Annotated in this window: 16 protein-coding genes; 12 read left to right on the top strand and 4 right to left on the bottom strand. The window is 72.6% G+C overall.

Translation table 11 applies throughout. The features are described 5' to 3' along the window. The first annotated feature begins 1 nt into the window (after nt 1). Complete coding sequence (locus tag OG618_RS15250) at nt 2–1,237, top strand: dipeptidase (protein ID WP_329487950.1); 1,236 nt, start codon at nt 2–4, stop codon at nt 1,235–1,237. A gap of 102 nt (nt 1,238–1,339) precedes the next feature. Beyond that, the gene (locus OG618_RS15245; RefSeq protein ID WP_329487949.1) at nt 1,340–1,765 is read left to right on the top strand and encodes a CoA-binding protein; all 426 of its coding nucleotides are present in this window, start codon (nt 1,340–1,342) and stop codon (nt 1,763–1,765) included. Nucleotides 1,766–1,821: 56 nt separating this feature from the next. Here the strand turns inward: OG618_RS15245 and OG618_RS15240 are convergent, their stop codons facing one another. Beyond that, a complete protein-coding gene (locus OG618_RS15240) occupies nt 1,822–3,159 on the bottom strand; it encodes a UDP-glucose dehydrogenase family protein (RefSeq protein WP_329487948.1) in 1,338 nt (445 codons plus the stop codon). Between the two features lie 214 nt (nt 3,160–3,373). Here OG618_RS15240 and OG618_RS15235 point away from each other — a divergent pair, with 214 nt between their 5' ends. From OG618_RS15235 to OG618_RS15220, 4 genes are all read left to right on the top strand, one after another. Beyond that, on the top strand, nt 3,374–4,681 hold the full coding sequence (locus OG618_RS15235; RefSeq protein WP_329487947.1) for an LCP family protein: 1,308 nt from the start codon (nt 3,374–3,376) through the stop codon (nt 4,679–4,681). A gap of 74 nt (nt 4,682–4,755) precedes the next feature. Next, nucleotides 4,756–5,922: an acyl-CoA dehydrogenase family protein gene (locus OG618_RS15230; RefSeq protein WP_329487946.1), complete on the top strand. Its 1,167-nt coding sequence runs from the start codon at nt 4,756–4,758 to the stop codon at nt 5,920–5,922. Nucleotides 5,923–6,184: 262 nt separating this feature from the next. Further along, nucleotides 6,185–7,408, top strand: a complete 1,224-nt coding sequence (locus tag OG618_RS15225) for a beta-ketoacyl-[acyl-carrier-protein] synthase family protein (RefSeq protein ID WP_329487945.1) — start codon at nt 6,185–6,187, stop codon at nt 7,406–7,408. Nucleotides 7,409–7,508: 100 nt separating this feature from the next. Beyond that, the gene (locus tag OG618_RS15220; protein ID WP_329487944.1) at nt 7,509–8,009 is read left to right on the top strand and encodes a GNAT family N-acetyltransferase; all 501 of its coding nucleotides are present in this window, start codon (nt 7,509–7,511) and stop codon (nt 8,007–8,009) included. A gap of 144 nt (nt 8,010–8,153) precedes the next feature. Here the strand turns inward: OG618_RS15220 and OG618_RS15215 are convergent, their stop codons facing one another. Both OG618_RS15215 and OG618_RS15210 read right to left on the bottom strand, forming a co-directional pair. Further along, a complete protein-coding gene (locus OG618_RS15215; protein ID WP_329487943.1) occupies nt 8,154–8,762 on the bottom strand; it encodes a hypothetical protein in 609 nt (202 codons plus the stop codon). Between the two features lie 179 nt (nt 8,763–8,941). Beyond that, nucleotides 8,942–9,556, bottom strand: a complete 615-nt coding sequence (locus tag OG618_RS15210; RefSeq protein WP_329487942.1) for an NAD(P)H-dependent oxidoreductase — start codon at nt 9,554–9,556, stop codon at nt 8,942–8,944. 256 nt (nt 9,557–9,812) lie between these two features. Between OG618_RS15210 and OG618_RS15205 the strand changes: the two genes are divergently transcribed. After that, complete coding sequence (locus OG618_RS15205; protein WP_329487941.1) at nt 9,813–10,307, top strand: peptidylprolyl isomerase; 495 nt, start codon at nt 9,813–9,815, stop codon at nt 10,305–10,307. A gap of 146 nt (nt 10,308–10,453) precedes the next feature. Then, nucleotides 10,454–11,290, top strand: a complete 837-nt coding sequence (locus tag OG618_RS15200) for an arylamine N-acetyltransferase family protein (protein ID WP_442906799.1) — start codon at nt 10,454–10,456, stop codon at nt 11,288–11,290. A gap of 147 nt (nt 11,291–11,437) precedes the next feature. Here OG618_RS15200 and OG618_RS15195 read toward each other — a convergent pair whose 3' ends face one another. Next, complete coding sequence (locus OG618_RS15195) at nt 11,438–12,769, bottom strand: LCP family protein (RefSeq protein WP_329487939.1); 1,332 nt, start codon at nt 12,767–12,769, stop codon at nt 11,438–11,440. Nucleotides 12,770–13,054: 285 nt separating this feature from the next. On the opposite strand from OG618_RS15195, the gene OG618_RS38030 reads away from it, so the two are divergent. The 4 genes from OG618_RS38030 (at nt 13,055) to OG618_RS15180 (ending at nt 17,512) form a co-directional block, all read left to right on the top strand. Beyond that, nucleotides 13,055–13,141 (top strand): putative leader peptide, encoded by an 87-nt coding sequence (locus tag OG618_RS38030; RefSeq protein WP_352297720.1) that lies wholly within the window; start codon nt 13,055–13,057, stop codon nt 13,139–13,141. A gap of 118 nt (nt 13,142–13,259) precedes the next feature. Continuing rightward, complete coding sequence (ssuE, locus tag OG618_RS15190; protein WP_329487938.1) at nt 13,260–13,814, top strand: NADPH-dependent FMN reductase; 555 nt, start codon at nt 13,260–13,262, stop codon at nt 13,812–13,814. A 324-nt stretch (nt 13,815–14,138) separates the two neighbouring features. Beyond that, the gene (locus OG618_RS15185) at nt 14,139–14,927 is read left to right on the top strand and encodes an ABC transporter ATP-binding protein (protein WP_396491807.1); all 789 of its coding nucleotides are present in this window, start codon (nt 14,139–14,141) and stop codon (nt 14,925–14,927) included. Between the two features lie 14 nt (nt 14,928–14,941). Then, on the top strand, nt 14,942–17,512 hold the full coding sequence (locus tag OG618_RS15180; RefSeq protein WP_329487937.1) for an ABC transporter permease: 2,571 nt from the start codon (nt 14,942–14,944) through the stop codon (nt 17,510–17,512). Nucleotides 17,513–17,562: the final 50 nt, after the last annotated feature.

The following is a 17,562-nucleotide window of genomic DNA, read 5'->3' as shown; positions in this document are numbered from 1 at the left end:
TATGACCTCTGAGCTGTTGGACTCCGCTGAGCAGCCCGACCCGGCCGCCCTGCTGGACCGTGCCCGCGCCCTCCTCCGCGACACCCCCGTGGTGGACGGCCACAACGACCTCCCCTGGGCGATGCGCGAGCAGGTCGGCTACGACCTCGACACGCTCGACCTGGCCGCCGACCAGAGTTCACGGCTGCACACCGACCTCGCCCGCCTCGCCGCGGGCGGGGTCGGCGCGCAGTTCTGGTCCGTCTACGTCCCCTCGCGGCTGGCCGGCGACCACGCCGTCAGCGCCACCCTGGAGCAGATCGACTTCGTCCGGGCCCTGGCCGCCCGCTTCCCCGACCGGCTCCGTCTCGCGTTCACCGCCGAGGACATGGAGGCCGCCCGCGCCGACGGCCGGATCGCCTCCCTGATGGGCGCCGAGGGCGGCCACTCCATCGACTCCTCGCTGGCCACCCTGCGCGCCCTGTACGAGCTCGGCGTCCGGTACCTGACGCTCACCCACAACGACAACACCCCGTGGGCCGACTCCGCGACCGACAAGCCGGCGGCTGGGGGCCTGACCCGGTTCGGCGAGGAGGTCGTCCGGGAGATGAACCGGCTCGGCATACTGGTCGACCTCTCGCACGTCTCCGCCGACACCATGCGCGACGCGCTGCGGGTCAGCGAGGCGCCGGTGCTCTTCTCGCACTCCTCGGCGCGCGCCGTCTGCGACCACCCGCGCAACGTCCCGGACGACGTGCTCGGCCGGCTGGCGGCCAACGGCGGCGTGGCGATGGCCACCTTCGTCCCGAAGTTCATCCTGCCCGCCGCCATCGAGTGGACCGCCGCCGCGGACGAGAACATGCGCGCCCACGGCTTCGACCACCTCGACACCACGCCGGCCGGGATGGCCTGCCAGCGGGCCTTCGAGCAGGCCACCCCCCGCCCGGTCGCCACCCCGGCCACCGTCGCCGACCACCTCGACCACATGCGCGAGGTGGCGGGCATCGACCACATCGGCATCGGCGGCGACTTCGACGGCACGGCGTTCCTCCCGGCCGGGCTGGACGACGTGGCCGGCTACCCCAACCTGATCGCCGAACTGCTCGGCCGGGGCTGGTCGCCGACCGACCTCGGGAAGCTCACCTGGCACAACGCGGTACGTGTGCTGCGTGACGCCGAGGCCGTCGCGCGTGAGCTGCGGACCACCCGCCGCCCGTCCATCGCCACCCTCGCGCAGCTCGACGGCCTCGCCGGCTGAGCACCAGCGCGGCCGGCCGTTCCCGGCCCGGTCCGCCCGGGAATGGCCGGGCGGACCGGGGTGCTGCCAGTGGTTGAGTCCGCGGCTGCGAGGAGGCAGGGCATGTACGGCGACCCGGAGACGGTCCGCAAGATCCTTACCGAGCTGGGCGACACCTGGGCCGTGGTCGGCCTGTCGTCCAACCGCCGGCGCGCCGCGTACGGCGTCGCCGAGGTGCTGCAGCGCTTCGGGAAGCGGATCGTGCCCGTGCACCCGAAGGCCGAGACCGTTCACGGGGAGCAGGGGTACGCCTCGCTGGCGGACATCCCGTTCGAGGTCGACGTGGTCGACGCCTTCGTCCGGTCCGACCTCGCCGGCGCGGTGGCCGACGAAGCCGTGGCCATCGGTGCCAAGGGCGTCTGGTTCCAGCTCGACGTGGTGGACGAGGCCGCCTACGAGCGGGCCCGCGCGGCCGGTCTCGCGATGGTGATGGACAAGTGCCCCGCCATCGAGATCCCCCGGCTCGGGCTCGGCGGGCGGTTCGGTTAGCAGGCACGAGGCCCGCCGGTCGTCGGAACGACCGGCGGGCCCCGGCGCGTGCCGCGTCAGCTCGGGCGGCCCAGCGCCCGGTACGTCCAGCCGGCGGCGCGCCAGGCGTCGGCGTCCAGGGCGTTGCGGCCGTCCAGCAGGCGGCGCTCGGCGACCACCGTGCCCAGCTCGGCCGGGTCGAGGTCGCGGAACTCCTGCCACTCGGTGAGGTGCAGGACCACGTGCGCGCCCTCGGCGGCCTCCAGCGGGGACTGCGCGTAGGCGAGGCCCGGGAACATCTTGCGGGCGTTGTCCATCGCCTTCGGGTCGTACACCGTGACCTGCGCGCCCTGGAGCTGGATCTGGGCGGCGACGTTGAGCGCGGGGGAGTCCCGGATGTCGTCGGAGTTGGGCTTGAAGGCGGCGCCGAGGACGGCGACCCGGCGGCCGAGGAAGCCGCCGCCGCACTGCTCGCGGGCCAGCTCGACCATCCGGGAGCGGCGCCGCATGTTGATCGAGTCGACCTCGCGCAGGAAGGCCAGCGCCTGGTCGGCGCCCAGCTCCCCGGCCCGGGCCATGAACGCGCGGATGTCCTTGGGCAGGCAGCCGCCGCCGAAGCCCAGGCCCGCGTTGAGGAACTTGCGGCCGATCCGGTCGTCGTGGCCGAGCGCGGTGGAGAGCAGGGTGACGTCGGCTCCGGCCGCCTCGCAGACCTCGGCCATCGCGTTGATGAACGAGATCTTGGTGGCCAGGAAGGAGTTGGCGGCGGCCTTGACCAGCTCGGCGGTGGCGAAGTCGGTGACCACGAACGGCACGCCGGCCGCGATCGGCTCGGCGTACACCTCGCGCAGCAGCCGCTCGGCGCGCTCGCTGCGGGCGCCGACCACGATCCGGTCCGGCCGCAGGGTGTCCTGGACGGCGAAGCCCTCGCGCAGGAACTCCGGGTTCCAGGCGAGCTCGGCGTCCTCGCCGACCGGCGCCAGCGCGGCCAGCCGCTCGGCCAGCCGGTTCGCGGAGCCGACCGGCACGGTGGACTTGCCGACCACCAGCACCGGCCGGGTCAGGTGCGGGGCCAGCTCGTCGATCGCGGCGTCCACGTAGGACATGTCGGCGGCGAACTCGCCCTTGCGCTGCGGGGTGTTGACGCAGACGAAGTGCACGTCGCCGAACTCCGCGGCCTCCTGGGCGGAGGTGGTGAAGCGCAGCCGGCCGGTCGAACCCTCGTGGCCCGCCACGTGCTTGAGCAGCAGCTCGGACAGGCCCGGCTCGTACATCGGCACCCGGCCGGCGGTCAGCGTGGCGATCTTCTCGGGGTCGATGTCCAGACCCAGCACCTCGAAGCCGAACTCCGCCATGGCGGCGGCGTGGGTGGCACCGAGATAGCCGGTGCCGATCACGGAGATGCGGAGGGTCACGGGTTCCCCTTTGCGGAATCTCGACCTTGCCTGCCGTGGGACGGGCAGGACGTGCGAGCACCGATGCTATCCGCCCGTCCGGACCCGGCCCAGGCCGTCCCGCCTGCGCCGATGTTCCGGGCACCCGGGTGCTGCCGCCGGGCGCCGGGTGTGCGCCGGGCGCGATCCGGCGGAACCCCCACACGGGCGCTGTGACCGGCGGCACAATGCGCGCATGGATCCGAAGCCCGAGAGCACGGACACACCGGACACATCCCACGCCGAAGAACCGCCCCACGCCGCCGAGGCGCCCCACGCCGAAGAACCGCCGCGCCCGCCCCACGCCGAAGAACCGCCCCACGCCGAAGAACCGCCCCACGCCGCCGAGGCGCCCCACACCGAAGAACCGCCGCGTCCCGACGGGTCCGCCGGGCCGGCGGAGGGGCTCAGCCTCTTCGGGCCGCGCGCCGGCGGCGCGGAGGCCGCCGGGCCGGACCGGGGCCCCGAGCCGCCGGCCCGCCGCCGTCGCACCCGCCGCGTCCTGCTCTGGACGCTCTCCGCGCTGCTGGTGGTGGTCCTCGGTACGGGCGGCGCGCTCTTCTGGGCGGCCGAGCACTACGCCTCCTCGGTCACCCGGATCCCGGACGCCTTCCCGACGGCGCCGGAGTCCGCCCAGCCGAGGCCCGTCCCGGCGAGCGGCCTCAACCTGCTGCTGGTCGGCCTGGACGCCCGCTCCGACGTGCCGACCACCGGCAGCCGGGCGACGGCCCCGGTCTGGCAGGAGGGCGCGGCCCGCAGCGACACCATGATGCTGCTGCACCTGTCCGAGGACGGCCGCAGCGCCTCGCTGGTCTCGCTGGCCCGCGACACCTGGGTGGACGTCCCCGGGCACGGCAAGGCCAAGCTGAACGCCGCGTACTCCTGGGGCGGCCCGGCCCTGATGACCGAGACCGTGCAGAACCTCACCGGCATCCGGATCGACCACCTCGCCGTGGTCGACTGGAACGGCTTCCGCGCCCTCACCGACGCCGTCGGCGGCGTGGACATCACCATTCCGCGCACCATCGAGGCGGCCGGCGAGGCCCGCGCCTGGGAGGCCGGGACCCATCACATGGACGGCGCCCAGGCGCTGCTGTACGTCCGTGAGCGCTACGGTCTGCCCGGCGGGGACCTCGACCGCACCAAGCGCCAGCAGAACTTCCTGCGCGCGCTGATGCTCCGGGTCATGGACTCCGGCACGCTGGCCAGTCCGTCCCGCCTCGGCGGCCTGCTGCAGTCGGTCGGCGAGGTGGTCAGCGTGGACGACCGGCTCTCCAACACCGACCTCTTCCAGCTCGCCTGGGGCCTGCGCTCGCTGCGCGCCGACGACGTCCGCTTCATGAACGCGCCGTTCGGCGGCTTCGACACCCGCGACGGCCAGAGCGTCGTGCTGCTGGACGAGCGTCCGGCGGCGCAGCTCTGGGAGGCGATGCGCAACGACCGGATGCCGGAGTACTTCCAGGAGCACCGGGCCGGCGACACCCTCGGGTCCGACGTCGACTGAACCTAGGCAGCCGCAGGTCGGAGCCCTAGGATCTACTTAACGGTAACTAACAACTGAGCGGCGAGGCAGGCATCATGGCGGGCAGCGCAGGGTCGGCGGACTTCGATCTCTTCCGGATCTCCGAGGAGCACGAGATGCTGCGTGAGGCGGTGCGTTCGCTGGCCGAGGCGAAGATCGCTCCGTTCGCGGCGGAGGTGGACGAGGAGGGTCGGTTCCCGCGGGAGGCGTTGGACGCGTTGCGGGGCAACGACCTGCACGCGGTGCACGTGCCGGAGGAGTTCGGTGGTGCGGGGGCGGACGCGCTGGCGACGGTGATCGTGATCGAGGAGGTGGCGCGGGTGTGTGCCTCGTCGTCGTTGATCCCGGCGGTGAACAAGCTGGGGTCGTTGCCGGTGCAGTTGGCGGGGTCGGAGGAGTTGAAGGCGAAGTACCTGGGGGCGCTGGCGCGGGGTGAGGGGATGTTCTCGTACTGCCTGTCGGAGCCGGAGGCGGGTTCGGACGCGGCGGGGATGCGTACGCGTGCGGTGCGGGACGGTGATTTCTGGGTGCTGAACGGGGTGAAGCGCTGGATCACGAACGCGGGGGTGTCGGAGTTCTACACGGTGATGGCGGTGACGGATCCGGAGCTTCGGTCGAAGGGGATCTCGGCGTTCGTGGTGGAGAAGGGTGATGAGGGGGTGTCGTTCGGGGCGCCGGAGCGGAAGTTGGGGATCAAGGGGTCGCCGACGCGTGAGGTGTACTTCGACGATGTGCGGATTCCGGCGGATCGGATGATCGGTGCGGAGGGGTCGGGGTTCGCGACGGCGATGCGGACGCTGGACCACACGCGGGTGACGATCGCGGCGCAGGCGGTGGGGATCGCGCAGGGGGCGTTGGACTACGCGAAGGGGTATGTGCGGGAGCGTCGGCAGTTCGGGAAGCCGATCGGTGATTTCCAGGGTGTGCAGTTCATGTTGGCGGACATGGCGATGAAGCTGGAGGCGGCGCGGCAGTTGACGTACGCGGCGGCGGCGAAGTCGCAGCGGGGGGACGCGGATCTGACGTTCTTCGGGGCGTCGGCGAAGTGTTTCGCGTCGGACGCGGCGATGGAGATCACGACGGACGCGGTGCAGTTGCTGGGTGGGTACGGGTACACGCGGGACTACCCGGTGGAGCGGATGATGCGGGACGCGAAGATCACGCAGATCTACGAGGGCACCAACCAGGTCCAGCGGATCGTCATGGCCCGCAACCTGCCGTGACCGGAGCCGGCGACCTGGGCACATGGCCTCCGAGTTCGTGCGCCCCGAGCTGGTGACCCCTGAGCTGGTGACCCCTGCGCTCATGACCTGAGATCATGGATAAACCCTACAAAGAGCTCGTGGTCGAATCGGTTGCGTTGCACATCTGAATGACCATCAATGCCCTGGCACAGTGGCAGATGAGTCCGCGACTCCCCGTGCTCACCGGTGCGGGGAGTTGTGGCTCTCTCACAATCTCCACAACAAGCAGGGGGTTCGGTCGATGAGTGCTGACGACGACCGCGTGGTGGTCACCGGGCTCGGCGCGACGACGCCGCTCGGCGGGGACGTCGCCTCGACCTGGGCCGGGATGCTGGCCGGGCGGTCGGGCATCCGGGCGATCGAGGACGAGTGGGCGGCCGGGCTGCCGGTGCGGATAGCCGGGCGGCTGGCGGTCGAGCCGTCCGAGGTGCTGGACCGGGTGCAGGCCCGGCGGATGGACCGCTGCGAGCAGGTGGCGCTGATCGCCGCCCGGCAGGCCTGGGCCGACGCGGGCACGCCCGAGGTGGATCCGGAGCGGCTGGCCGTGGTGATCGGCACCGGTACCGGCGGCGCGCTCACCATGCTCGGGCAGGACGACGTGCTGGAGGCCTCCGGGGTCCGCAAGGTCTCCCCGCACACGGTGCCGATGCTGATGGCGAACGGCCCGGCGGCCTGGGTCAGCATCGACCTGGGCGCGCGGGCCGGCGCGCACACACCGGTGAGCGCCTGCGCGTCCGGCGCCGAGGCGATCGCGATGGGCCTGGACCTCATCCGGCTCGGCCGGGCGGACGTGGTGGTCGCGGGTGGCGCCGAGGCCTGCGTCTGCCCGCTCACGCTGGCCGGGTTCGCCCAGGCCAAGGCCCACTCCACCCGCAACGACGAGCCCGAACTGGCCTCCCGGCCGTTCGACGCGGGCCGGGACGGCTTCGTGATCGGTGAGGGGTCGGTGGTGGTCGTCCTGGAGCGGGCCGGGTTCGCCGCGGCCCGCTCGGCCCGGGCGCACGCCACGCTCGCCGGCGCGGCGGTCACCTCGGACGCGTTCCACATCACCGCGGCCGCGGCCGAGGGCCAGGTCCGGGCGATGCGCCGGGCGGTGGCCGAGGCGGGCCTGGCGCCGGTCGACATCGCGCACGTGCACGCCCACGCCACTTCGACCCCGCTGGGCGATCTGGTCGAGGCCGAATCGGTGGCCGAGGCGATCGGGCTCCACCCGGTCGTCACGGCGACCAAGTCGATGACCGGCCACCTGTTCGGCGCGGCCGGTGCGATCGGCGCCCTCGCCGCCGTCCTCGCCCTGCGCGACGGCGTGGTCCCGGCCACCCGGAACCTCGACACCGTCGACCCGGCCGTGAAGCTGGACGTGGTCACCGGTGCCCCGCGCCGGGGCGCGCTGACCGCCGCGCTCACCAACTCCTTCGGGTTCGGGGGCCACAACGCGACGCTGGTCTTCACCCCGGCGCCGTGAGGTCCGGCGGGGGCCCCGGGGGCCCGGCTCCGGGCAGTCCGGGGGCGGGCCCGGCGAAACCCGGGAGACGGTTCGCCGGGCCCGACCTAGGGTGGCCGCCATGTCTACGTCATCGTCGACCCTCCGACTGGAGAAGGTCACCCCCGCCACCATCGACGCCGCGCTCGAACTGAAGGTGCGCCCGGACCAGGAGCAGCTGGTCTCGCCGGTCGCCAAGTCCCTGGCCGAGGCGTACGCGCACGGCGACACCGCCTGGCCCCGGGTGCTCTTCGACGGCGACCGCGCGGTCGGGTTCGTGATGGCGTTCTTCGACATCGCCTTCCAGCCCGACCGGCCCGGAGACCGGCTCCGCTCCGGCCTCTGGCGCCTCAACATCGCCGCCGACGAGCAGGGCCGGGGCTACGGCCGCTTCGCGGTCGAGCAGGTCTGCGCCGAGATCCGCCGCCGCGGCGGCGACCGGGTGACGGTCACCTACGTGCCCGGCGACCACGGCCCGGCCGCGTTCTACCGGCGCCTCGGGTTCCGCCCCACCGGCGAGCTCAGCGGCGACCAGGAGGTGGCGGAGCTCGACCTCTCCGGCGCCGAACCCTCGGGCGCCTGAGGCCGGCGGGCGGAAGTCAGGCCCGCCGGTGCCCGCCGAGCCGGGGGCGGGGGCCGGAGATCGGGCCGTCCGAGGCGTCCCCGTTAGGAGTGCGGAGCAGGAAGTCGGCCCGGCCGACTTCCTGCTCCGGCGGTGCGCGGGGCCTCAGCCCAGCAGCAGGTACTTGGTGGACGGGACGCCCTGGGTGTAGCTGCAGTCGGTGTTCTGGGTGCTCTGGCTGTACGTGAAACCGGACGGGACGGTGCACGCCCAGAGGCCGTTGACCGGCTTGCGGAGGTGGAAGGTGGTGGCCTGGACGCCGGGCTGGAGGCTGCACGCGCTCGTGTAGGTGATCCGGTCGTACGTGAACGCCGGGGTGCCCATACAGGCGGTGAGGCCGTCCACCGGCGTCCGCAGGTGGTACGCGTTGGAGGTTACGCCGGGCTGCTGGCTGCAGGCGCTGCCCCAGGTGATGGCGTCGTAGACGAACCCGGGAGAGCTCTTGCAGGCGGTCAGTCCGTCGACGGGCGTCCGCAGGTGGAACTGCGGTGCGTTCCAGCTGCCGGAGCTGCACGTCCGGTTCATGGCCACCTGGTCGTAGACGTACCCGGCCGGGACGTCGCACGCCCAGGCCCCGTCGAGTCCGGTGGTGGCCGCGGCGGCGGTGGTCGCGGTGGCGGCCCCGGTGAGCAGGAGCGCCAGGGCCGCGAAGGCGGCCAGGAGCAGGCGGATCGGGCCGGTGCGGCCGGTGCGTGCGGTGCGTGCGGCGGACATGGGTCTCCCGGGGAAGCGGTCGGTGACATGGGATCGCACGGTGGCGCCGGGCGCGTGCGCGCCCGCTGCCGCCGCCGGTTCTAGCACGGACGGCCGCGCCGCCACCCCGGTACGGCGGCCCGGTCGGTCGCGGCGACCACCGCCGTCCACTCCGGCCCGTGGCCGGGCTCCGACCCGACTCAGCCGATCAGCGCCGCCGCCTCCTGCCGCGCCTGGCGCAGCCACTGCGCGCGGACGGCGTCGGCCGAGTCCGTCACCGTGCGGAAGACGGTCCGCCGCACGTCCGTCACGCCGACGTAGGGCAGCACGCAGGCGGCCCAGATCCGCTCCAGCGGATCGCCGAACTCGGCCCGCTCGCGCTCCTCCGGGGTGTCGGAGGTGTTCAGCACCAGGGCCCGCCCGGCGCGGAGCAGCCCGGCCGGCTCGCCGTCCGCCGTGCCGAGCTTGTACGCCACGCCGGGCACGAGCACCCGCTGCACCCACCCGGTCAGGACGGCCGGCGGCATGCCCCACCAGTTGGGGTGGATCAGGACGAGCGCGTCCAGGGTGGCCACCTCCGCCCGGTGCAGGGCCAGTCGCGGATCGGCCGGCTCCGCCGCGGCGTCGACCGTCCCGGTCTCCCCGGCGGCCAGCGCGGGTTCGAACCCCTCCGCGCAGAGATCGTGCGCGAGCACCTCGTGGCCGCGTCCGCGCAGTTCGTCCACCACGGCGTCGAACAGCGCGTGGTTGAAGCTGCCCGGTCGCGGGTGCGCCAGATAGACGCCGATCCGCCCCGTCTCCGTCGTCACGCTCATGTCCCGTTCCCCCCTTGTCGGTTGACCTGAGGGCGATGCTAGGGGACCGCCCGGCGGGGTGCGGGCCCGGGACCTGGCCGGACTCCCCGCGCGAGCGGGCCGCCGGGGACCGCCACCGCCACCGGGACCACCCCGGTCGCCCTGCCACCCGCCGCCGGCCCCTGTCGAGGCCGGTCCGGAGCCGCGGCACGCCCGGCGACCGGACGATTTACGGGGCCGTCGCGCGTCCCCGGGGGCGGCATGCCATGATCCCTGCATGGGTTCCAACGTTTACTTCGACATCACCATCAACGACGAGCCGGCCGGGCGCATCGTCTTCAAGCTCTTCGACGACATCGTCCCGAAGACCGCCAAGAACTTCCGCGAGCTGGCCACGGGCGAGCACGGCTTCGGCTTCAAGGGCTCCTCGTTCCACCGCGTCATCCCGGGCTTCATGCTGCAGGGCGGTGACTTCACCCGCGGTGACGGCACCGGCGGCAAGAGCATCTACGGCGAGAAGTTCGCGGACGAGAACTTCACCCTCAAGCACACCAAGCCGGGCCAGCTCTCGATGGCGAACGCGGGCCGCAACACCAACGGCTCGCAGTTCTTCATCACCACCATCGTGACCGACTGGCTGGACGGCAAGCACGTCGTCTTCGGCGAGGTCGTCGAGAACCTCGACCTCGTGACGAAGATCGAGTCCTACGGTTCGCAGAGCGGCCGTACCTCGGCGAAGATCACCATCGCCGACTCGGGCATCGTGGCCTGAGGTCCGACCCCCTGACGAGCCCAGGAGCAGGAAGTCGGCCGGGCCGACTTCCTGCTCCTCGCACGTCCCGGCCCGGTACGACCGGCCGCGCGACCTGAGCCCTACGTCCAACGACCGATGGCCCGGCTCCCCGCCGGCCCGCTGGAATGGACACCGTGGATCACCCCCCGGCCGTCGACGGCCTCACCGACACCCAGGTGGACGCCTACCTGGCGCGGATCGGCCTGCCGCGCCCCGGCCGGCCCTCGCCCGCCGCCCTCGCCGAGCTGCACCGCGCGCACCTGGGCACCGTGCCCTTCGAGAACCTGGCCATCGGGCTCGGGGAGCCCGTCGTCCTCGACCCCGGCGCGCTGTTCGCCAAGCTCGTCACCCGGCGCCGCGGCGGCTTCTGCTACGAACTCAACGGCCTGTTCGCCGAGCTGCTGCGGGCGCTCGGCTACCGGGTGGACCTGCTCGGCGCCCGGGCCTTCGACGGGGACCGGCCCGGCCCGCCGTTCGACCACCTCGCCCTGCGGGTCGACCTGGCCGAGCCCTGGCTGGCCGACGTCGGCTTCGGCCGGTTCAGCCACTTCCCGCTGCGCCTGGACGAGCGCGGCCCGCAGCGCGAACCGGGCGGTGAGTTCATCCTGGTCCCGCACGCCGACGACGAGCTCGACGTGCTGCTGGACGGCCGGCCGGAGTACCGGCTCGGCCTGCGCCCCCACCGGCTGGCCGACTTCGTGCCGACCTGCTGGTGGCAGACCACCTCGCCGGACTCCCACTTCACCCGCTCGTCGACCTGCTCGCGGCTCACCCGGGACGGCGGCCGGATCACCCTCGGCGGCGTCCGGCTGATCCGTACCGGCCCGGACGGCGCGCGCACCGAGGAGGACCTCGACGAGGCCGGCGCCCTGGCCGCCTACCGCGAGCACTTCGGCATCACCCTCGACCGCCTGCCGGTGCCCCCGGCGCCCGCCGCCCGACCGCGGCCGGAGGATACCTAGGCGGTGCGGCCCGGCCGGGCGGTGGCCGGCCGCCAGGCGTCCTCCCGCAGCCCCAGGCGGTGACGGCGGCGGCGGATCAGCGCGGTGACGAGAGACGTCCACTCATGGTGGCCGGCCCGTCGCAGCGCCTCGCGGAGGCCGGCGGTGTCACTTCACGTCCGGTACGGCGGTGTCGTTCTTGAAGGCGTCGAAGACCTGCTTGGCCTTGGCGCTGTCCCACTTGACCGCCGACTCGCCGGTGTTGGTCCGGAAGTCCGGGTTGGCGATCGGGACGGTGATGCTCTTGCCGTCGCCGCCGTTGACGTCCTTCATGGCGAGGAAGAGCGAGCCGAGGTCGGTCAGGCCGGCGTCGTCGTCGACGATCAGGGTGCCGAGGCCGGAGTCCACCAGCGGGTAGAAGGTGAACGGGTTCAGCACGGTGGCGGGGGAGGCGGCCTGCTTGGCCAGCGCGCCGAGGAACTTCTGCTGGTTGCGCATCCGGCCGAGGTCCTGGTCGGCCATCTGGTGGCGCTGGCGCACGAAGGCGAGGGCCTGGGTGCCGGTCAGGCTCTGGCAGCCGGCCTTCAGGTCGAGGCCGGAGTCCTTGTCCTTGACGTCCTGGTCGATGCACATGTCGACACCGCCGACCGAGTCCACGATGCCCACGAAGCCGGCGAAGCCGATCTCGGCGTAGTGGTCGATGCGCAGGCCGGTGTTGAGCTCGACGGTCTGCGCGAGCAGCTTGCCGCCGCCCGACGCGAAGGCCGAATTGATCTTCGAGGTGGTCGCCTTGACCGGCTTCCCGTTGTCGCCGGTGTGCTCGGGGATCGGCACCCAGGAGTCGCGCGGGATGCTCATCAGGGTGTTCCCGCCGTCCCCGATGTGCAGGATCATCATCGAGTCGCTGCGCTTGCCGCCGGCGTGGCCGGTGTGCAGGTCCTCCTCCTGGGAGTCGGAGAGCCCGTTGCGGCTGTCGGAGCCGACGATCAGCCAGTTGGTGCCCTTCCCGGCGGCGGGGCGGCCGGGGTAGTCGGCGAGCACGTTCTCGTGGTTCAGCTTGGAGTCGGCCCAGAACCAGGTCGAGACGGCGGTGACCATGACGGCGATCAGGACGCCGAACACCGACCACTTGACGATCCGGCGCCGCGGCCAGCGCGAGGGCCGGGCGGCGGGCGGCTGGGTACCGCCCGGGGTTATCGGCTCGCCGGGCGCGCCGGGGCCGCCGGGCGCCCCCTGGCCCTGCGCGGGCACGCCGGGACGGCCGCCCAGCTGCCCGTACGCCTGGGGCTGCCCGTAGCCCTGCGCGGACCCGTAGCCGGGTGCCTGGGCCGGCGGCTGCGCCTGGCCGTACTCCTGCGGCTGTCGCGGCGCCGGGGCCCCCGGGCCGCGGGGGTTCAGCCCAGCCGGCAGCGGCGGCTCGGCCGCGTTGCCACCGCCGCGTCCGTACGCGCCGCCGCCGTTGCCACCGCCGCCCGGGCGGCCCTCCTGCCACGTGTTCATGTGGGAGAGAATGCCCGACGCCGGGTGCGGTGACTCCCCCCGGGGCCCCCACCGGGGCCCTTGTAGCAGTTTTGATGCACGCGCCGGATCGTTCCGCCGCACGTTCCCGCGCGATGCGCGGGCGGGCTCACGGCGGGCTCACGGCCGCCCCACGGAGGGTGGCGGACGGCGCCGCGCCGGCTGCCGCCGCCGCCCCCGTCCGCCCGCCGCCCGTCTCACCATCCGTCTCACCCTGTGTTCACCAGCCGGAACGATCCTTGACCGGTTCGAACAGCGCGTGTTTGCATGACTGCCATGGATCAGCGATGGACCCTCACGCGTCGGCGGCACGTCGACCTTCAGCGTGTGTCCTGTTCGCTCTGTCGTGGCTGACGCGCGCCCGTCGAACCCTCTCCTCCCCGCACACCCCTCTCCAGCGTTTCCCGCCGCCCGCGTGGCGTGCTCTCCGCTGTCGTAGCGCCGTCCCCGCTTCCTGCCCCGAGGTGAACCCATGGCCACCGTCCTGTCCGTTTCCGGCTCGCCGTCCGCGACCTCCCGCACCACCCGCCTGCTGCGCCACGTCGACGCGCAGCTCGAAGCCCGAGGTCACCGGGTCGTCCCGTTCGAGGTGCGCAGTCTGCCCGCGCACGCCCTGCTCTCGGCGGACTTCTCCCATCCCGAGATAGTCGCCGCGCTGGAGCTCTTCGCCCGGGCGGACGGCGTGGTGATCGGCACGCCGGTCTACAAGGCGGCCTACTCGGGTCTGCTGAAGACCCTGCTCGACGTGCTGCCGCAGTACGCGCTGACCGGCAAGGCCGTCCTGCCGCTGGCCACCGGCGGCTCCACCGCGCACGTGCTGGCCGTCGACTACGCGCTGCGTCCGGTGCTCAGCTCGATGGGCGCCGGCCACATCACCCAGGGCTGGTTCGTGCTCGACCGTCACATCACCGTCCGGGAGGACGGCGCGACCGTGATCGAGCGCGAGACGGACGTGCTGCTCACGCCCGTGGTGGAGGCCTTCGCGACGGCGCTGGAGCGGCTCGCCACTCCGGCCTTCGCCGGCTGACGGGGCCTGCGGCACGGTCCCGTACGGGCCGACCCCGAGAAGGGTGGCGGCGACCCCTAGGGGGAGGGGCGCCGCGCCCCGTACAACTACGGTTGGGCCGCTTCATACCGGCGGATGACGAGCGGTTCGCTCGCCGCTCCTAACGTGGATCACATCCCCGCTCGTGCGGATCAGGACCGAGGTTCCGGTGAACCGGAGGGTCCTGGACACACCGGGTGGGTGGGGCTGACTACCGGTCAAGAACTCTCTCCTGCACCATTTCGCGGGCAGGTGGGAGCGACGAGGCTGGAGTCAACGGGTGGGCCCACTTCTGAGGAGAATCCAGTGACGACGGCAGCAGCAGCCGTGTACAACCCCCAGCTTCCCGGCGGTGCCGCCGCCGTCGCCGCCTCGGCCCGTCAGGTGACCAAGGCCTACGGCACGGCCGAGACCAGGGTCACCGCACTGAACGCGGTGGACGTCGACATCCAGCGCGGCCGCTTCACCGCGATCATGGGCCCCTCGGGCTCCGGCAAGTCGACCCTGATGCACTGCCTGGCCGGCCTGGACACCGTCACCGACGGCCGGATCTGGATCGGTGACACCGAGATCACCGGCCTGAAGGACAAGCAGCTCACCAGGTTGCGCCGGGACAAGATCGGCTTCATCTTCCAGGCGTTCAACCTCCTCCCCACGCTGAACGCGCTGGAGAACATCACGCTCCCGATGGACATCGCCGGCCGCAAGCCGGACACCGCCTGGCTGGACCAGGTCGTCGAGACCGTCGGCCTGGCCGGCCGCCTCAAGCACCGCCCGGCGCAGCTCTCCGGCGGCCAGCAGCAGCGCGTCGCGGTCGCCCGGGCCCTGGCCGCCCGCCCCGAGATCATCTTCGGCGACGAGCCCACCGGGAACCTCGACTCCCGGGCCGGCGCCGAGGTGCTGACCTTCCTGCGGCGCTCGGTGGACGAACTGGGCCAGACCATCGTCATGGTCACCCACGACCCGGTGGCCGCCGGCTACGCGGACCGCGTGCTCTTCCTCGCGGACGGCGTCATCGTCGACGAGATGCACGCCCCCACCGCCGACTCCGTCCTCGAACGCATGCGCCGTTTCGACGGCAAGCGCACGAGCTGAGCGGGGACCGGGACATGCTGCTCAAGACCTCACTGAGAACCTTCCTCGCCCACAAGGGGCGGATGGTGCTCTCGCTGCTCGCGATCGTCCTCTCGGTCGCGTTCGTGTCCGGCACGCTGGTGTTCTCCAACACCGCCACCAGCACCTTCGACCGGCTCTTCGCCTCGACCGCCTCCGACATCTCCGTCCAGCCCGCCAAGGCCGGGATCGACGGCGACGACGACGCCCCCGGCGGCAAGGTGGCGACCCTCCCGGTCGACACCGTGCAGCGGATCGCCGCTACCCCGGGGGTGCGGACCGCGGTCGGGCAGGTGTTCACCCAGGACGCCGTCCTGGTCGACCCGGCCACCAACAAGGCGATCGGCCCGACCAGCGGCGCGCCCACCCTGACGGGCAACTGGACGGAGACGCCGCGCAATTCGGTGGAGATCACCTCGGGGCACACCCCGCAGGGCGCCGACCAGGTCGTGCTGGACGCGGACACCGCCAAGAAGGCTGGCCTCGGCCTCGGCGGCAAGCTGCGGGTGATCGCCGGCAGCGGCAAGCACGACTTCACCATCGCCGGCATCGCGACCTTCAAGACCACCAACCCGGGCGCGGCGCTCGCCTTCCTGGACACCGCGACCGCCCAGCAGGTGCTGCTCGGCACCACCGCGTACACCTCGGTCGAGGCCTTCGGCGACGGCACCCGCACCGACGAGCAGCTGAAGGCGGACGCCCTCGGCGCGCTCGGCGGCGGCTACCAGGTGAAGACCGCGGCGGAGCAGAAGGCGGAGAACAACAAGGACGTCGGCTCCTTCCTCGGCTTCATGAAGAACGCGATGCTCGGCTTCGCGCTGATCTCCGCCCTGGTCGGCGGCTTCCTGATCATCAACACCTTCTCCATGCTGGTCGCCCAGCGCACCCGGGAGATCGGGCTGCTGCGCGCCATCGGCGGCAGCCGCAAGCAGGTGAACCGCTCGGTGCTGATCGAGGCGCTGATCCTCGCGGTGCTCGGTTCGACCATCGGCCTCGGCGCCGGCCTGGGCCTGGCGGCCGGTCTGATCCAGCTGATGAAGGCCATCGGCATGAACCTCAGCGCCGCGGACCTCCAGATCACCGCGGACGTGCCGATCGCCGGTTACGCCCTCGGCATCGTGGTCACGCTGGTCGCGGCCTGGTTCCCGGCCCGCCGGGCCGCCCGGATCGCCCCGATGGCGGCCCTGCGCGACCACGGCACTCCGGCCGAGGGCCGCTCCAACCTCGTGCGCACGGTGATCGGCCTGGTGCTGACCGCCGGCGGTGGCGGCCTGCTCGTCCTGGCCGCCAAGGCCGACAAGGCGGCCACCGGCGGGCAGTACCTGGGCCTGGGCGTGCTGCTCACCCTGATCGGCTTCGTCGTCCTCGGTCCGCTGCTGGCCACCAGCGTGGTCCGGGTGCTCGGTGCGCTGCTGCCGGCCCTGTTCGGCCCGTCCGGCAAGCTCGCCCAGCGCAACGCGATGCGCAACCCGCGTCGGACGGGCGCCACCGCCGGCGCCCTGATGATCGGCCTCGCGCTCGTCATCGGTGCCTCGGTCTTCACCTCCTCGGTGATCAAGTCCACCAACGAGCAGATCGACAAGTCGGTCGGCGCGGACTACATCATCTCCGCCGGCCGCACCGGTCTCACCCCCGAGATGGTGAAGGCGGCCGAGAACACGCCGGGCATCGAGCACATCACCCGTCAGCAGTTCGTACCGGCGCTCTTCACCACCCCGGACGGCAAGACGGCCAAGGAGGGCGTGTCCGCGGTCTCGCCGAGCTTCACCGCCGACTTCAAGCTCCCGGTCAAGTCCGGCAGCGCGGACGCGCTCGGCCAGGGCGCGATCGTGGTCGGGGAGACCTTCGCCGCGGACCACGGTCTCAAGGTCGGCGACCGGATCGGCATCGACTACGGCAAGGGCCGCGCCCAGACCCTGCCGGTCGGCGTGATCCTGACCAAGGGCAACTCGCTCTTCGACGGCAACTACTTCATCGGCCTGGACACCCTCGGCAAGGCCGTCCCGGTCGCCGACCAGGGCAATGACGCGGTCGTCTTCGGCAAGGCCCGGCCCGGTTCGGACGTCGCCGGGACGCTCACCGCGCTGGAGTCCTCCTTCAAGGAGTACCCGCAGGTCACCGTGCGGGACCAGGCCGGCTACAAGGACCTCGTCCAGGAGCAGGTCAACTCCCTGCTCTACATCATCTACGGCATGCTCGGCCTCGCGATCGTGGTCGCGGTGCTCGGCGTCGTCAACACCCTGGCGCTCTCGGTGGTGGAGCGGACCCGGGAGATCGGCTTGCTGCGGGCGATCGGGCTCTCCCGGCGTCAGCTGCGCCGGATGATCCGGCTGGAGTCCGTGGTGATCGCCCTGTTCGGCGCGATCCTCGGGACCGGTCTGGGCCTGGCCTGGGGCATCACCGGTCAGCGGGTCCTCAAGGACCAGGGGCTGGAGACGCTGGCCGTCCCGACCGGCACGATCGTGGTCACGCTGGTCGCCTCGGTGGTCATCGGCCTGGTCGCGGCTCTCGTACCGGCCTTCCGGGCCGGTCGGATGAACGTCCTCGCGGCCATCGCGACGGACTGACCCCCGGATCGGGGGATCGGGGGAGGGCAGGGGCCGGGTGCGTCACAGCA

It is taken from the genome of Kitasatospora sp. NBC_01246, from assembly GCF_036226505.1.
Classification (GTDB): domain Bacteria; phylum Actinomycetota; class Actinomycetes; order Streptomycetales; family Streptomycetaceae; genus Kitasatospora.
This window is presented reverse-complemented; position numbering and strand designations above follow the sequence as displayed.

Excerpts from the sequence above, each read along its gene's own strand:
- OG618_RS15235 (WP_329487947.1), top strand. The coding sequence starts at position 3,374 with ATGGATCCGAAGCCCGAGAGCACGGACACACCGGACACATCCCACGCC.
- ssuE (WP_329487938.1), top strand. The coding sequence starts at position 13,260 with ATGGCCACCGTCCTGTCCGTTTCCGGCTCGCCGTCCGCGACCTCCCGC.
- OG618_RS15200 (WP_442906799.1), top strand. The coding sequence starts at position 10,454 with ATGGACACCGTGGATCACCCCCCGGCCGTCGACGGCCTCACCGACACC.
- OG618_RS15245 (WP_329487949.1), top strand. The coding sequence starts at position 1,340 with ATGTACGGCGACCCGGAGACGGTCCGCAAGATCCTTACCGAGCTGGGC.
- OG618_RS15225 (WP_329487945.1), top strand. The coding sequence starts at position 6,185 with ATGAGTGCTGACGACGACCGCGTGGTGGTCACCGGGCTCGGCGCGACG.
- OG618_RS15205 (WP_329487941.1), top strand. The coding sequence starts at position 9,813 with ATGGGTTCCAACGTTTACTTCGACATCACCATCAACGACGAGCCGGCC.
- OG618_RS15250 (WP_329487950.1), top strand. The coding sequence starts at position 2 with ATGACCTCTGAGCTGTTGGACTCCGCTGAGCAGCCCGACCCGGCCGCC.
- OG618_RS15215 (WP_329487943.1), bottom strand. The coding sequence starts at position 8,762 with ATGTCCGCCGCACGCACCGCACGCACCGGCCGCACCGGCCCGATCCGC.
- OG618_RS15220 (WP_329487944.1), top strand. The coding sequence starts at position 7,509 with ATGTCTACGTCATCGTCGACCCTCCGACTGGAGAAGGTCACCCCCGCC.
- OG618_RS38030 (WP_352297720.1), top strand. The coding sequence starts at position 13,055 with ATGACTGCCATGGATCAGCGATGGACCCTCACGCGTCGGCGGCACGTC.
- OG618_RS15230 (WP_329487946.1), top strand. The coding sequence starts at position 4,756 with ATGGCGGGCAGCGCAGGGTCGGCGGACTTCGATCTCTTCCGGATCTCC.
- OG618_RS15195 (WP_329487939.1), bottom strand. The coding sequence starts at position 12,769 with ATGAACACGTGGCAGGAGGGCCGCCCGGGCGGCGGTGGCAACGGCGGC.
- OG618_RS15180 (WP_329487937.1), top strand. The coding sequence starts at position 14,942 with ATGCTGCTCAAGACCTCACTGAGAACCTTCCTCGCCCACAAGGGGCGG.
- OG618_RS15210 (WP_329487942.1), bottom strand. The coding sequence starts at position 9,556 with ATGAGCGTGACGACGGAGACGGGGCGGATCGGCGTCTATCTGGCGCAC.